This is a genomic window from Bacillus sp. ISL-18, from assembly GCF_018613415.1.
In the GTDB taxonomy this organism is placed as follows: Bacteria; Bacillota; Bacilli; order Bacillales; family Cytobacillaceae; genus Neobacillus.
On record NZ_JAGGQG010000006.1, the window covers coordinates 58625 to 72766 of the forward strand.

Genomic DNA, 14142 nt, shown 5'->3' on the forward strand with positions numbered 1-14142 from the left:
GCCACAACAAGTGTGTTGAATTTAAAATAAGTAGGGAGATGCTAGCATGCCTTATAATAACGCCTCTGACACTTTGAATCCAAGGAAGGGGCACCGACTTATTGATATCCCGGCACATGACCCATTTGTCTTGGCACATAGAGAAACAAATACTTACTATTTATTTACAACAGGAATTCCTGAATTAACCGATTTATCGAGAAATGGTGTCTTGGCTTATAAAAGTAAGAATTTACTAGATTGGGATGGACCTTATGTTGTTTTCGAGGTCCCTGATGGAACGTGGGCTCATCCACAGCATGGCACATGGGCACCAGAGGTTCACCTATATCAAGGAAAATATTATTTATTTGTGACTCTTCATAATAGAAATACAAAGCTAGCTGAACCGCCGGAGGTTTGGAACACCAATCATCTTCGTGGCACAACCATTGCTGTATCTGATTCGCCAGAGGGCCCGTTTGAATTACTAAAAACGGATGGACCAATGCCGCCTAAAAACTTCATGACTTTAGACGGGACCTTGTATGTGGATGAGGATAAAAAGCCATGGATGGTTTATTGTCATGAATGGATTCAGGTCATCGATGGTACGTTTGAGGCCATTCCACTAAAGGATGATTTATCTGCGGCATCTGGCGAACCTCAGCATCTTTTTAAGGCTTCAGATGCCCCGTGGATAAATACTGAACGCAAGCCTGATGTGAGGCCGACTGTTTACGTATCGGATGGTTGTCAATTATATCGGACCAAAGGTGGTCACCTTGTGATGCTGTGGTCCAGCTATAACAAGGAGGGATATGTCCAAACGATTGCTAGATCTAGGTCAGGTAAGCTAGCAGGACCTTGGGAGCAGCTGGATCCGTTAGTGGTTGGTGATAGTGGACATGGAATGTTGTTCAAAACATTTGAAGGAGATTGGATGCTTATTCTTCATCATCCATTCAGTACACCTGAATCGCGGGCTAAGATTTATGATGTGGAAGAAACGGAGGATAGCTTTAGGGTTATTAAAGCTAGAGTGGATCTTCATAATTAAATAGGACACACCAAATAAAAATTCCTCTCAGTGTGAGAGGAATTTTTATTTGGTTACTGGCTCTCCGCAAATTGATGCAGCTCTCCGCAAATTAGAACTTGCCAACCACAGGTAACTTAGCTTTCTATCATATTTTTTTCTACTGAAGCATTTTGTTCTATTTGAACAATCCTTGTGAATACCTTATAGTAGGCAAAGAATCCGAGAAATGAGATAACCGCGCCGCTGAAAAATGGCAATAGAAAGGTTAATTTCATCAAACTAATATACAAAATGACAATACTGAAAATGGCAATTCCAAATGAAAGGATGGGATTAGCAATCGATAAAATGAACACATTCTTTAATGCTTGTCCAAGTTTTGTTTCGGTATGAACGGTATGAGAAAAAAAGAAAAGAGTAATAATGAACAGCCAAACCATTAGGAATAAAAATAGGTAACTGCCTAGGAAAATACGGGAATGAAAATAATAATAGTCAATGCCAACAATGGCCCAAAGAACAGTTAGAATCAATCCCCCGACGAGGCTCCTCTTATAATTTTCCTTATAGTATTTCCAAAAGAATCGTATAATTGGCACTTCTTCTTTCATAACCCATTTCCTGACAATGCCGAACATAGCCGTGGTTGCAGGAAATAAAATAAATGGTGCCAATACGGCAATGGTTATAATTAACATGGAGATTTGCGACATCTCTTTAACAGTAAATAAAGATAATACTAGGTAAGCGATCGGGAAGTTAAACAAAACCCATAACAGATTGATGCCGGCAAGCTTTGTAATCCACTCAAAAACGGGGTTTAAACGTTCTAAAATATTGTTCATTTTTATCAACTCCAGACCATTCTTGTTGAGAGATAAGTAGTTAATTAACACCTATGTAAACTCTTTCATTATAACATAAATTAAAGTCGAAAAGTGTACCTTGATGAAACAAACGAGGAGGTATTTTTTACAAGAATTACAAAGTTAAAGAGCCTTTTATGGAGATCATAAAAAGGCTCTTTATATTAATTTTGATATAGATAGTAATCCTGAGAATGGTAGCTTCTAAATCCACATGATTCATATAGTTTTAGGGCATGCGCATTCTTTGCTTCTACCTCAAGGAAAACGGATAAGCCTTTTTGATCCTCCTGATTGACAATCCTGGAAAGAGCTCTTCTGCCAATTCCTTTCCCTTGGAGTTCAGGAAACACGGCAAACCCATAAATCCAAGCTTCACCATCCGATTCAGCCACGCGCATTTTACCGGCAGGTTTCCCATCAGCTTCAATAATAAAATTTTCATCAAAGTGGTTTTCTCTGAGCTTCAGATTAAACTCCCGAGATTCTTTCTCTTCAAATCCAAAGGCCAAGACTTCAAGCTGTACTTCTGTTTCAAAATACTCCGCTGTAGTAGAAAGTCTTAAGGTAACAGCAGGGTCTTCAATTAATCCTGTTTTTTGCCATTTCATTTGATATTCGGCAACCGAAAAGGCACATGGGATATTTTTTAGAAATTCCTTTGCCGATTGGGAGTCTGTTGGAGCATTTAATAGAATCGTTTGGAACATCCGTCTTTTTGAATCCTCCAGTCCCAAAGCTAGCAATTTAGTAAAAATACCTCTACGGCGGTAATCTGGGTGGACCATCCCACAAAGCTCCACTTTGTTTCCAAAGCCATAGCTGCCGAGAAAACCGACAAGCTTCTCGTCTTCATAATGAAAGAAGTCTTCTTTCTCATTTCCTTCTCTATTTTCAAGCATGTCAAAGTTAAGTTTCAGTTGGTAACCGCCAGTTTGCTCGCAAATAGTTTGAAGTTCTTTAATGGAAGCTAATTCTTCTTTTGTTAACATGTTATCACCTCTGTTCGTTCTCCTTTATTCATTTCTTTTCTTTACTACTTTATTCCTTCAAAATGATTAATTATCCTTCCATATTTCCATTTATAAATTGTTTTGGTGTTACACCAGCAAATTTTTTAAAAATCTTTGCAAAATGACTTTGATCATGAAAGTTAAGAAGAGTGGAAATTTCCGCTAAAGTATAGCTGGAATAAGACAATAAGGTTTTTGCTTCCTCTATCCTAGTCTGTTGGATAAATTGAAGAAATGAAATTCCCACTTCCTTCTTAAAAAGATTGGATAGATAATTGGGATTCAAGGAAGTTAATTCAGCTAGTTGGGAAAGTGTTATATTCTCGTAAAGATGGTTAAAAATATAATTCTGGCATATATTTATGGGTTTGGAATATTTATGTTTTTTACTATTTTCCACTCGTTCTGCGAATTCTAAAAGGGCAGTTTCTACTATTTGATCGACTGCTTTACTTTCAGTTAGTTCTTCCAGCTTCTGTATATACAAATCACTAAGGTTGTAGGCTATTTCTTGAAAAAGTCCACCTTCCACTGCTGCCCTTGTTGCGAGTGTAATGATTGAAATAGCTAGATTTTTTTGACTCCGCACATAACTTGTCTTTGATAGTACTCCTTTTTTTCCTTGTTTTTGAACCGCGTGGAAACTTTCTAATAATTTATCTTTTTTTCCCAGCTTTATATAATTTAAGAATTTCTTTTCAATGGATATATCAGTATGAACCATTTTCGTTTGACGTCCTTCGGTTATTCGAGAATCCGGAGTCTCTACCTCAATCCGTGCCTTTTCTACTCCCTCATTATTTTGCAAGATATCTGCTAACGACAATGGTTGTTGATAAACCATGTAATAAATAACCATGCTCATATTAATAAAATTAAAATTACTTATGACAGGAAGTTCAGTATAATAACGAATCATTTCCTCTTTACTTACTTTGATTTTCAGGTCTCTTAAGGTCCCATTGATGGTTTCCTCAGTCATTCTAAAATTAAGGACAGGGCCAACAATTATATTTCCGTACAATTGATGGTTAGAATGGACACTAATTGAAAAAAATTTCTCCAGGTATTTTGTTTCCTTTAATATTGGAAAATTATCAAGTCCCGTTCCCGAAAAAAGCTCAGCGATGATTGCTGAATTAGAGGGATACAAGGGATTATACAGAGAATTAGGGGCGGCATCATAGACTAACTCACCACGATGATTGTAAAAGTAAACAGGTATTTTATACATGTTAAAAGCTAATGTACAAATATAATTAATCTCCTCTTGTTTAAAAATCCCCACTACTAATCCTCCAATCTCGTATAAAAGAAGAATAAAAACTTATCTGTAATTCATCCTTTTTATCTGTAAAACATACCATAATTTATTAAAAATAAAAACTATAATCTGTTTAAGAAATCGATTTCAAAAACCTAAATAGGGAGGATAGGGACAGATATTTAGATAGGTAACTAGTAGGATTGCTTGAATTAAGCACCTTTGTCAGGGATTGCACAATACTTAATTTTAACTAAATTGTAATCTTATACATGTTTTGGCCGTCAAAGCTGTCATTTATGTTTAGCAATTATCTAATATAAAAAATTTTCGAGGTGACTAATATGCGTCCTTTTGGTTTCAAAGATAAGGTTGGGTACCTATTTGGTGATTTTGGTAATGATTTCTTTTTTGGACTTGTCGGATCCTTTTTGATGGTCTATTATACTGACGTTTTTCATCTCAATCCTGCTGGTGTAGGAGGGTTATTCCTGTTAGCCCGTTTGTGGGATGCAGTTGCAGACATTTCATGGGGACGCTTTATTGATACAAGAAAAGCAGGCAAAAACGGGAAATTCAAACCTTGGATTTATAGAATGTCATTCCCGCTTGTAATTTCAGGGGTATTAATGTTTATCCATATTCCTGGGATGTCAAATGGATTTTATACAGCGTATGCATATGTAACCTACATTCTATGGGGAACCTTGTATAGTACGGTTAATATCCCATACGGCTCAATGGCTTCTGTGATTACAGGGGATCCAGTAGAACGAACCACCTTATCAACTTGGAGATCTCTTGGAGCCACTTTGGCCCAATTAATTGTCGGAGTTGTCGGACCGTTGCTCATGTTTGTAAATAATAAAGCGGATGCTAATCACTTTCTAATGGCCGCAATCATTTTCGGAATTCTATCAATCTCAAGTTATATGGCTTGCTATAAATTAAGTGTTGAACGAGTAGTCATAAATGAAAGCGCAAAACCAAATGTTAATTTGGCCAAAACGCTAAAAGGTATTTCCAAGAATAAGCCATTAATCGTTTATCTTATTGGTTCTCTTATATTCTTAATTAGTTTAATGTTAATAGGAACTGTCAATACTTATTTGTTTAAGGATTACTTCGGAAATGCAAAAATATTAAGTATGCTTAGCCTTGTTCAAATTGCAACGATTTTTATTGGGATGCCGCTTGTTAAACCATTGGTATCAAAGTTTGGGAAAAAAGAAGTTGCTTCGGCAGGGTTTTTGCTTGCAACAATGGTCTACTTCATTTTATACCTATTGCCAAATTTGTCTGCCATACAATACATTGCGATTTTATCAATTGGCATGTTTGGTTATGCCCTATTTAATTTAGTTAGTTGGGCGTTTATTACGGACTTAGTTGATTACCATGAATATGTAACTGGCTTACGAGAGGATGGAACCATTTATTCCCTCTACTCTTTTGCCCGTAAAGTAGGACAGGCTGTTGCCGGAGGTATAGGTGGTGTAGCGGTTGCAGCGGTTGGCTATAATCCAGCCCTACAGGCACAATCTCAAAGTACACTTCATGGAATCCATACACTGGCTACTTTAATACCTGCGATTGGTCTATTGTTGGTGTTTATATTTCTTGCATTCTTATACCCTTTAAACAAAAAACGTACGGCTCAACTTGTAAATGATATAGAAGTAAAAAGAAATGAAATGAATTCTGGTAAAACCGCCTGAAAGAAAGGAGATAGTTAGTATATCTTTCACTATCTCCCTTTCATTAAACGAATAAAAACAGAAAACATGCTTTCTTTGCCAACACATCAAGCTACAGAATCTAGTAGATGAAGAGGAGATTTTAAAATGTTATATCCAATTGTTTCCGAAACACGTAGTATTATAGATTTGAATGGAATTTGGAATTTTAAACTTGATCCAGGAATTGGATTTCAAGAAAAATGGCATAATGCCAAATTGTCCGATACTAGAAGCATGGCTGTTCCTTCATCGTTTAATGATATTGGGGTGCATGCAAATATTCGCGATCATGTTGGCTGGGTTTGGTATGAGCGAGAAATCACCATTCCGCATATTCTTACCGCTGAACGGGTGGTTTTGCGATTTGGTTCAGCCACCCATTTGGCAAAAGTATATGTAAATGGGGAATTTGTAGTCGAACATAAAGGTGGTTTCTTACCTTTTGAGGCGGAAATCAATGATTTTTTACAAAAAGGGAAAAATCGATTAACGGTTGCTGTCAATAATATTGTTGATGAGACTACCTTACCGGTTGGCTTTGTAACGGAAAAGGAGATTCCTGGCATGGGCAAAGTTATCCGCAACCAGCCAAACTTTGACTTTTTTAACTATGCTGGTTTACACAGACCCGTTAAAATTTATACAACACCGACAACGTATGTGAAGGATGTAACCATCGTAACGGAAATAGATGGACTGGTTCACTATTGTGTGGATATGATTGGTTCCACACATGTAAAAGTGAAGGTGATAAATGAATCTGGTGATGTCGTAGGTGAGGCAACAGGAACTCAAGGGGAAATCAGCATTCCAAATGTTAGGCTGTGGGAGCCATTAAATGCCTACTTGTACACACTCCGTGTCGAGTTGGAAATGGGCCGGAAAACCGTTGATGTGTATGAACAGCCATTTGGTGTCAGAACAGTAGAGATAAAGGAAGGGAAGTTCCTGATTAATAATAAACCATTTTATTTTAAAGGCTTTGGTAAACATGAGGATACACCCATCCATGGAAGAGGCTTTGATGAAGCCGCAAACCTTTTGGACTTCAACCTAATGAAATGGATCGGGGCTAACTCGTTCCGTACGGCCCATTATCCGTATTCCGAAGAAATCATGCGTCTTGCTGACCGTGAAGGCTTTGTCGTCATTGATGAAGTACCAGCCGTCGGTTTGCACTTGAATATGATGGTTATGTATAACGGAGGAAATCTTCGAAATACTTGGAAGGAGCTCAAAACCTTCGAGCATCATCAACAGGTGATCCAGGAATTAATTGAACGTGATAAAAACCATCCGTCCGTCGTTATGTGGAATATTGCAAATGAACCTGCTTCAGAGGAAGAGGGAGCATATGAATACTTTAAGCCGCTAGTAGAGCTGGCAAAAGAACTTGACCCGCAAAAACGACCAGTTACTCTTGTCACTCAAATTGAATCATCACCAGAAAAAGACCAAGTTGCGGAACTTCTAGATATCCTTACCTTTAACCGATATTACGGCTGGTATGTTGATGGCGGCGATTTCGCTTCAGCAAAAGAAAAACTTCGTGCAGAATTTAATGGCTGGCTTAAACGATGCCCGAACAAACCGTTTATGATGACTGAATATGGTGCCGATACGGTTGCTGGATTGCACGATGTAGAGCCGGTTATGTTTACGGAAGAATATCAAGTAGAGTTCTATCGGGCCAATCATGAAGTATTTGATGAATATAACCAGTTTGTCGGCGAGCAAGTGTGGAACTTTGCAGATTTCGCAACCAGCCAAGGAATTATCCGTGTTCAGGGAAATAAAAAAGGGATCTTTACTCGTGAACGTAAACCAAAGTATGTCGCGCATGAACTTCGCAGACGCTGGACAGCGATTCCCGATTTCAACTATAAGGGGTCATTCTAAAGTTTTCGGTAAAGAGGTGACTAGTATGTATTTAGTCCTTGATATAGGGGGCACTTTTGTTAAGTATGCCTTAATGGACTCATCTGTGAATATTGTAAGTAAAGGTAAGCGGCCCATTCCAAGAACAAACTTAATTGATTTTGAATGTGTGGTCTTTTCGATTATTGATGAGTATTTATTAAATGATATAAAGGGGATTGCAATCAGTTGTCCAGGTACCGTTGATGTAGATACAGGGATGATTTATAATGGCGGGTCATTCCCATTTTTACATGAAGTCAATCTAAAAAATAAAATTGAAAAGAAATATAATATTGATGTGTTTATCGAAAATGATGCAAAGTGTGCGGCTTTAGCGGAATTGTGGCTTGGAAGTGTAAAGGATGCTAAGAATTCAGTGGTGCTCGTACTGGGAAGTGGTGTAGGAGGAGGAATCATTATTGATGGAAAACTTCATCGTGGAGTCCATCTTTCTGCTGGAGAGGTAAGTTATATCAATAATGGAATGAATCCACAAACAAAAGAAGCCGAATATTTTGGTTTGGTTTGTTCTGCTGTTGAAATGGTACGAAAGATTGCCGAAAAGAAGAAAATGGAAGATACAACAGATGGAATACAGGTTTTTAAGTATATAAAGGACAACGATGTTGAAGCCACTACCATTTTTAATGAATATTGCCTTTACTTAGCAGCGCAAATTTTAAACCTTAGTTATATTTTAGATCCGGAAGTTTTCGCGATTGGTGGAGGAATTAGTATTCAGCCCATTTTAATTGAAAGAATTCAATGGGCAATAGATGAAATTAAAAAGGCTAACCCGCTGCATACGGCAAATCCAAAAGTTGTTGCTTGTAAGTTTCATAATGATGCCAACCTTTATGGGGCACTCTATCATTTTTTTGTCAGTAAAGAATACGCATTTTCCTCATAATGATTCGCAGAAGATTACCAAAAAGACTTTTTTCAAGAAAAACATTCTTAAACACTAGAAAAGCTAAGTCATGTGACGTAGGGACCGGCTAAACCATTAAATTGGTTGATAAGGAGCTCGTCCCTAGTCCCTAACGTAGTAAAATAATTCCCCACAAGCTTTTAATTTTTTCTAATCAATATTCCAAACTTCGTTTAGTAATTCTTCAAGTACATTTTCAATAAGCAAAACATTCCCTTCCTCAAGCCACTCATTAGGTATAATACGGTAACAGCAATTGCCGCTTTTTAAATAATTATAGATAATTTGCGCCTCATCAAGTTCCTCTTTACTGACTACTATGCGAGTGCTGAGTGAATTTTGTGTCAAATAAGTTAATAGGTTCATCTTGATGGTTCCGAATATTTGTTCGTTATTTAGTGTCTCTCGATATAAAAGTTTGCTCCCCTTAATTAGAAAAAGTATAAACGTAGACTCAGTTATGGCTTCAACGACGATAATATTTTGATTTGCCTCTGTGAACTCGATTACCCGCTCCTTATAAAGGAGGGCATTGATTGTTTCAAGAATGTTCCGATATTTTGCCGCTGCTTCAAATTGAAATTGTTCGGATGCAGTTACCATCTTTTGCTCGATTTCCTCCAGTATTTTGGTGTCCGTTCTATTTAAAAATGCAATGACTTTGTCCAATATTTGATTATATTGTTCAAGAGCGGAACCTCCAAGACACGTACCGATACACAATCCTAAAGAATAATTTAAACATGGTCCATGTTTCATCGACGGGTTGCTGCAGTTTATTTTAAAAGCGTCCCTTAATCCGGTGATGGCTCTTTCAACAGTGTACTTGTTTAAAAAAGGACCAAAATATAGATTACCGTCATTTTCCACAAGGGAGTTGGACATTTTAAGAATCCGCTTGCCTTCCTCCATATTTATCACGAGATAGGTGTAAGAGTGGGGATTTTTCATTTTTTTGTTAAAATGTGGCTTTAATTCCTTGATTAGTTTACATTCAAGCCAAAAGGCTTCGAATTCTGTATCAGTCAGCACATAGTCAAAATCAATAATGTTAGACACCATCTTTTTAATTTTTTGAGTATGAGCTTTGGAATGTTGAAAATAAGATTGGACTCTCTTCTTTAGGCTTTTAGCTTTTCCAACATAAATGATATGACCATGGGAGTCCTTCATCAAATACACCCCTGGAGTTAACGGCAGCGACTTTACCTTTTCTTTTAGTTTCATAGTGTGTTCACTCACCAAATTATAAATAGATAGTAGTATTTTAACACATGAAAGGATTACCTAGGATATTGCTTGTATAGATAGACTAGTAAAAGTAACATCACAATGTCTAAACGGGCTTGAAAGGCAAATGGAAGGAAACCAGTGTGTAATAAGGGAACCTTTGTAACTAAGAGAGGGACAATCATGATTCCAATTAGAGGTACGACTGCATTTTTTACAGATTTATTGACTAATAGTAAAATTCCGCAAACCCATCTCGAGGAAAATGGTAAGCTTCAACATAAGGTGAGGATAGGGCAGCCCTAATCCAAGAAAATGATTGGCGACATCGGTACTCATTAATTTCATAAGGGAAGAGGTAATAAAAACATAGGCCACCGCATATCTGATTAAGTTATTGGCTGATAAATACATTTTCATGAAACAATCCCCCTTTGTACATCTTTATGCAGGATGAGGGACAGACCATTACAAAGAATACCAAATAATGCGTGCAAGCAGGAAAATAAAAAACCACTTGGCGTGGTTTTTTAATCGCGTAATGATCCTGCCTCTCGGGAAGTAATTGCCCCTTGTCCTTGGCTTACATCTTCTTTTATTTCTTGTTTTACTTTTTGTGCATCAGTTCCAGCAAATTCTGGATTCATAATCGAACCAGAGCCCAAATTCTCTTTAGCTTGTTGATCCTGTGGCATTCCTACAAGACCTCCTCCATTATTTTTTTCAATCTTATTATTAGGACCAATCGGGAGAATAATTATAACTCATTTTTTCGTTGAGTTGATTCTTCCTAATTCTAGGTAGGTTCTCCTGTTTCACAACATCAATTCATAGAATCGAATTTTTTTCTAATGTAGTTATATTTAATGGCTAGTTAGTATGGACATGGTAAGTTAGTATGTAATGTGTTAAAATGAGATTCCTTGGCAGGGGCAACAAAAATAGTATGGAGTAAGCAGGGAGCCGAATTCCCTGCTTACTTGTAATATCTTTATATAAAAAATTACATCAAATACTTAAATTCATATAGCACTGAAAAAAGCTGTCTTACAAATGACAGCTTTTTTTGTAGTTAAATGGCGGCTAGTTTTTTCAGGATGGACTCTACCATGGCATGGACATCCTCATCTCCCGTGTTTTGCAGGTATGCAGGCGTAAGGACCTGGGTTTTCTTCGCCACATAGTAATCGAATAGAGCCTGTTTCAAGGACAAATCCTCTTCTATTAAGAAGGAGGTATTAACTAATTTCCCTAGTACCGTTTCATCCTGAATTATGAGGATTGAGGCATTTAATTCGTTAAACACCTCTGATTTCATGCCATTTTGATAAAAAGTATGAATAATGGACAATTGTTCTTTTCTTGATTGCCTCTTTTGTTCATAAAGAGGTGGGCAGCTTTTTTTTAAGTCATGTAAATAAATATCTGAAGCATATACAGCTGAAAAAACAGCCTGTTCAAACACTTTTTGAAGACGAAGTGGATACGATAAATCTTCGTTCGTAATAGTTTGACCCGCTTCATTTATATAATCAATACAGAGATTCGTCATCTCCATGATGATATCTTCCTTTGAAGAAAAATAGTTATATAAGGAAGCCCGGCTCAAATTAATCGTGTCGGCGATATCTTGAATGGTAAGGGAAAGAAATCCGTGCGTACGAATGAGGGGGATCAATTTTTTTACATGGATTTTTCTCATCATCTGTCTTTCATCAGGTGCGATTTTTCTCAAAGCTACCACTTCCTTTATCCAGAAATTATATCATAATCCAATTAAGTTAATGAAGATTTTGATAATCCAATTCTTCCTAGTTTACAACTAACTGAAAGTGGAGTATGTTTATACGTAGACATCATTTTAGACACTTTATATCATTTTTGTCTAAAATGGATAATATTTTTTTATTAACATTAGAATAAATACTCAATGGGAAAAGAGGAGAATATAAGAATGACCACCATGACAACAACACAAGTAAAGAATGATTTTAATAAAATTGTAACAGAACGCCGTTCTATTAAAAATTACGATCCCTCCGTAAAAATTAGCCGCGAAGAGATGGCAGAAATTCTTACCTTCGCAACACGTGCTCCTTCTTCCGTAAATATGCAGCCATGGCGTTTTCTTGTGATCGAAAGCTCTGAGGCAAAAGCAAAACTTGCCCCTCTAGCTCGGTTCAATCAGACCCAGGTTGAAACATCATCAGCTGTTATTGCGGTATTTGGTGATTTGAATAATTTTGAGAAGTTCGAAGATATCTACGGCGCAGCTGTAGATAAGGGATTTATGCCTTTAGAGGTAAAAGAGCGAATTCAGGCATCCTTTTCTAGCTACTTTGAAACCATTTCACGCGAAGAGATGAAAGAGGTTGTTTTGGTAGATGGCGGTCTTGTATCAATGCAGTTAATGCTTGCTGCCCGTGCTTATGGATATGATACAAATCCAATTGGAGGATATGAAAAAGACCAAATTGCTGAGTCTTTTGGATTGGATAAGGACCGTTATATTCCGGTTATGTTGATCTCTATTGGTAAAGCTGCTGATAACGGGCACCCATCTGTACGGCTCCCAATTGACCAAGTCGCACAATGGAAGTAATGAAATATAAACAAGAGGGGATTGAGGTTTAATGATTATCATTCATGCTACATTCCAAATAAACCCAGCGAAGGAGAACCTGTTTCTAGAGGAAATTCATCCGCTTATTTCCGCTTCAAGAGAAGAGAACGGGAATATTTCTTATCGCCTTCAAAAAGATGTAGAAAATGAACATGTATATATGATGGTGGAGGTTTGGCAGGATATGCAAGCTGTTGCCAGTCACAATTCAAGCGATCACTTCACCAAGTTCGTAGCTAAAGCAAAAGATTTCTTGGCTGCACCATTAGAGGTTAAAGCATTTGAGGGGCAGCCATTAAAATTATAGATGCTAACAAATATAATCAGAAATAGAGAGGGTGTCCAAAAAGTATAACTTTTAGGGCATCCTCTTTTTTCTGTACCTTGCATTGACAAACTAGAAGAATTATTATTTCCATTTATTTTAAGGTATAAAGAGTGGTATGAGAGGGACGAAGCCACAAAGTTCTGGCTGCGAATCTCATTTTTTTTACTTACTTCTATTTTTTTAGTAATAAAATTTTTGCGGTTTTTGCGCAAAAATAAGAAACGTAGTGCCAATAAATTTTGCATATTGTTTTTAATATTGTTTATAAATAGGTGTTTTTAATATTGGCACAGTAATTGCATATTTTTAGTGAAAAAAATATTTTGGATAAGTGTCCAAGATTATCCATATATGAGAGGGGTGACAGGCGAAATTCAATGCTATTATAAAAAAACAAAACAAATGAATTAAAAAAATTCACAATCATCAAAGTGGGATTACTATGAAAACTGAAACGGATCGTGTAAAAAGCGGCATAGCTGAAATGCAAAAGGGCTGCGTCATAATGGATGTGTGAATGCTGAACAAGCAAAAATAGCAGAACCAGCAGGAGCGGTAGCTGTAATGGCATTGGGGCGCGTACCTTCTGATATCCGTGCGGTTGGTGGAGTAGCAAGAAAAAATAGTCTTAAGCCGTTTTTTTATTGAAAGCGCTCTTATCTATTTGAAAATTTAGAATATTATTATTGACATAGTTTTTTCTGACACGTATACTCGTGTTAGACATATGATCAGTTGGTTTTTGAAAGGAGGATTAGGGGCATGCAAACACTGGAAACAGTGATTGTTACAGGATATGCAAAGGCTCCACAGGGAACTTCCATGTATGAAATGTATAAGCATGCGGGAATTGTACTCGAAGTGGAACTGAAAGAGCATAAAATTATTGGCGCCGAATTTACATTCGTAACAGAACTAACGAAAAACTATTTTCAAAAACTACTGATTGGTTACTGTCTTCGAGACGGTGTTGAGCCGCTGATAGAACGAATTCAAAGCTTTTATTTTGCTCCATCCCAGCAAGCGATCATTGTGGCCCTTCAGGCGGCAGTTCAACGTTACTGGGATAACATAAAGCAAAAGAATACATAACGTTTGGTTATAATAAAGTGGGAAGATGACCTCTTCCCATGGTCTTATTAAAACCGGGCAAACATGAACACTTTGTAAAGAAAGTTCTTTAGAACACATTCTTTATGGAGGATTT

Annotated in this window: 14 protein-coding genes and 1 pseudogene; 8 read left to right on the forward strand and 7 right to left on the reverse strand. The window is 37.0% G+C overall.

The window, feature by feature from the left end:
- Window positions 1-46 precede the first annotated feature (46 nt).
- On the forward strand, window positions 47-1039 hold the full coding sequence (locus J7E81_RS09540) for a glycoside hydrolase family 43 protein (protein ID WP_215041923.1): 993 nt from the start codon (window positions 47-49) through the stop codon (window positions 1037-1039).
- 116 nt (window positions 1040-1155) lie between these two features.
- On the opposite strand, the gene J7E81_RS09545 is transcribed toward J7E81_RS09540, so the two are convergent.
- From J7E81_RS09545 to J7E81_RS09555, 3 genes are all read right to left on the reverse strand, one after another.
- The gene (locus J7E81_RS09545) at window positions 1156-1866 is read right to left on the reverse strand and encodes a YesL family protein (protein WP_215041924.1); all 711 of its coding nucleotides are present in this window, start codon (window positions 1864-1866) and stop codon (window positions 1156-1158) included.
- A 185-nt stretch (window positions 1867-2051) separates the two neighbouring features.
- Window positions 2052-2879, reverse strand: coding sequence for a GNAT family N-acetyltransferase (locus J7E81_RS09550; RefSeq protein WP_215041925.1), 828 nt, complete (start codon window positions 2877-2879; stop codon window positions 2052-2054).
- A gap of 70 nt (window positions 2880-2949) precedes the next feature.
- Window positions 2950-4188: a helix-turn-helix domain-containing protein gene (locus tag J7E81_RS09555; RefSeq protein WP_215041926.1), complete on the reverse strand. Its 1239-nt coding sequence runs from the start codon at window positions 4186-4188 to the stop codon at window positions 2950-2952.
- A 320-nt stretch (window positions 4189-4508) separates the two neighbouring features.
- Here J7E81_RS09555 and J7E81_RS09560 point away from each other — a divergent pair, with 320 nt between their 5' ends.
- The 3 genes from J7E81_RS09560 (at window position 4509) to J7E81_RS09570 (ending at window position 8733) form a co-directional block, all read left to right on the forward strand.
- A complete protein-coding gene (locus J7E81_RS09560; RefSeq protein WP_215041927.1) occupies window positions 4509-5882 on the forward strand; it encodes an MFS transporter in 1374 nt (457 codons plus the stop codon).
- A 126-nt stretch (window positions 5883-6008) separates the two neighbouring features.
- Entirely contained in the window at window positions 6009-7802 is a 1794-nt protein-coding gene (uidA, locus tag J7E81_RS09565) for a beta-glucuronidase (RefSeq protein WP_215041928.1), read from the forward strand.
- 25 nt (window positions 7803-7827) lie between these two features.
- Window positions 7828-8733, forward strand: coding sequence for an ROK family protein (locus J7E81_RS09570; RefSeq protein WP_215041929.1), 906 nt, complete (start codon window positions 7828-7830; stop codon window positions 8731-8733).
- Window positions 8734-8904: 171 nt separating this feature from the next.
- On the opposite strand, the gene J7E81_RS09575 is transcribed toward J7E81_RS09570, so the two are convergent.
- From J7E81_RS09575 to J7E81_RS09590, 4 genes are all read right to left on the reverse strand, one after another.
- Window positions 8905-9981, reverse strand: a complete 1077-nt coding sequence (locus J7E81_RS09575; protein WP_215041930.1) for a GIY-YIG nuclease family protein — start codon at window positions 9979-9981, stop codon at window positions 8905-8907.
- Window positions 9982-10206: 225 nt separating this feature from the next.
- Window positions 10207-10404, reverse strand: coding sequence for a DoxX family membrane protein (locus J7E81_RS30505; protein WP_251028564.1), 198 nt, complete (start codon window positions 10402-10404; stop codon window positions 10207-10209).
- A 110-nt stretch (window positions 10405-10514) separates the two neighbouring features.
- Window positions 10515-10679: a hypothetical protein gene (locus tag J7E81_RS09585; RefSeq protein ID WP_215041931.1), complete on the reverse strand. Its 165-nt coding sequence runs from the start codon at window positions 10677-10679 to the stop codon at window positions 10515-10517.
- 377 nt (window positions 10680-11056) lie between these two features.
- The gene (locus J7E81_RS09590; protein WP_215041932.1) at window positions 11057-11719 is read right to left on the reverse strand and encodes a TetR/AcrR family transcriptional regulator; all 663 of its coding nucleotides are present in this window, start codon (window positions 11717-11719) and stop codon (window positions 11057-11059) included.
- 228 nt (window positions 11720-11947) lie between these two features.
- On the opposite strand from J7E81_RS09590, the gene J7E81_RS09595 reads away from it, so the two are divergent.
- The 4 genes and pseudogenes from J7E81_RS09595 to J7E81_RS09610 all read left to right on the forward strand — a co-directional run bounded on the left by J7E81_RS09595 (window position 11948) and on the right by J7E81_RS09610 (window position 14027).
- Window positions 11948-12586 carry a nitroreductase family protein gene (locus J7E81_RS09595; RefSeq protein ID WP_215042276.1) on the forward strand — a complete coding sequence of 213 codons (639 nt, stop codon included), beginning with the start codon at window positions 11948-11950 and terminating at the stop codon, window positions 12584-12586.
- A 31-nt stretch (window positions 12587-12617) separates the two neighbouring features.
- A complete protein-coding gene (locus J7E81_RS09600) occupies window positions 12618-12914 on the forward strand; it encodes a putative quinol monooxygenase (protein WP_215041933.1) in 297 nt (98 codons plus the stop codon).
- 463 nt (window positions 12915-13377) lie between these two features.
- Window positions 13378-13553 (forward strand): annotated as a pseudogene (locus J7E81_RS09605) (pyridoxal 5'-phosphate synthase lyase subunit PdxS); the annotation flags it as partial.
- A 144-nt stretch (window positions 13554-13697) separates the two neighbouring features.
- Window positions 13698-14027 carry a DUF3870 domain-containing protein gene (locus tag J7E81_RS09610; RefSeq protein ID WP_098528250.1) on the forward strand — a complete coding sequence of 110 codons (330 nt, stop codon included), beginning with the start codon at window positions 13698-13700 and terminating at the stop codon, window positions 14025-14027.
- The last annotated feature ends 115 nt before the right edge of the window (window positions 14028-14142 follow it).

Bases quoted from the DNA above. Each gene is read 5' to 3' on its own strand.
- J7E81_RS30505 (WP_251028564.1), bottom strand. From the start codon at position 10,404: ATGAAAATGTATTTATCAGCCAATAACTTAATCAGATATGCGGTGGCC.
- J7E81_RS09595 (WP_215042276.1), top strand. From the start codon at position 11,948: ATGACAACAACACAAGTAAAGAATGATTTTAATAAAATTGTAACAGAA.
- J7E81_RS09570 (WP_215041929.1), top strand. From the start codon at position 7,828: ATGTATTTAGTCCTTGATATAGGGGGCACTTTTGTTAAGTATGCCTTA.
- J7E81_RS09600 (WP_215041933.1), top strand. From the start codon at position 12,618: ATGATTATCATTCATGCTACATTCCAAATAAACCCAGCGAAGGAGAAC.
- J7E81_RS09610 (WP_098528250.1), top strand. From the start codon at position 13,698: ATGCAAACACTGGAAACAGTGATTGTTACAGGATATGCAAAGGCTCCA.
- uidA (WP_215041928.1), top strand. From the start codon at position 6,009: ATGTTATATCCAATTGTTTCCGAAACACGTAGTATTATAGATTTGAAT.
- J7E81_RS09545 (WP_215041924.1), bottom strand. From the start codon at position 1,866: ATGAACAATATTTTAGAACGTTTAAACCCCGTTTTTGAGTGGATTACA.
- J7E81_RS09585 (WP_215041931.1), bottom strand. From the start codon at position 10,679: ATGCCACAGGATCAACAAGCTAAAGAGAATTTGGGCTCTGGTTCGATT.
- J7E81_RS09575 (WP_215041930.1), bottom strand. From the start codon at position 9,981: ATGAAACTAAAAGAAAAGGTAAAGTCGCTGCCGTTAACTCCAGGGGTG.
- J7E81_RS09550 (WP_215041925.1), bottom strand. From the start codon at position 2,879: ATGTTAACAAAAGAAGAATTAGCTTCCATTAAAGAACTTCAAACTATT.
- J7E81_RS09560 (WP_215041927.1), top strand. From the start codon at position 4,509: ATGCGTCCTTTTGGTTTCAAAGATAAGGTTGGGTACCTATTTGGTGAT.
- J7E81_RS09540 (WP_215041923.1), top strand. From the start codon at position 47: ATGCCTTATAATAACGCCTCTGACACTTTGAATCCAAGGAAGGGGCAC.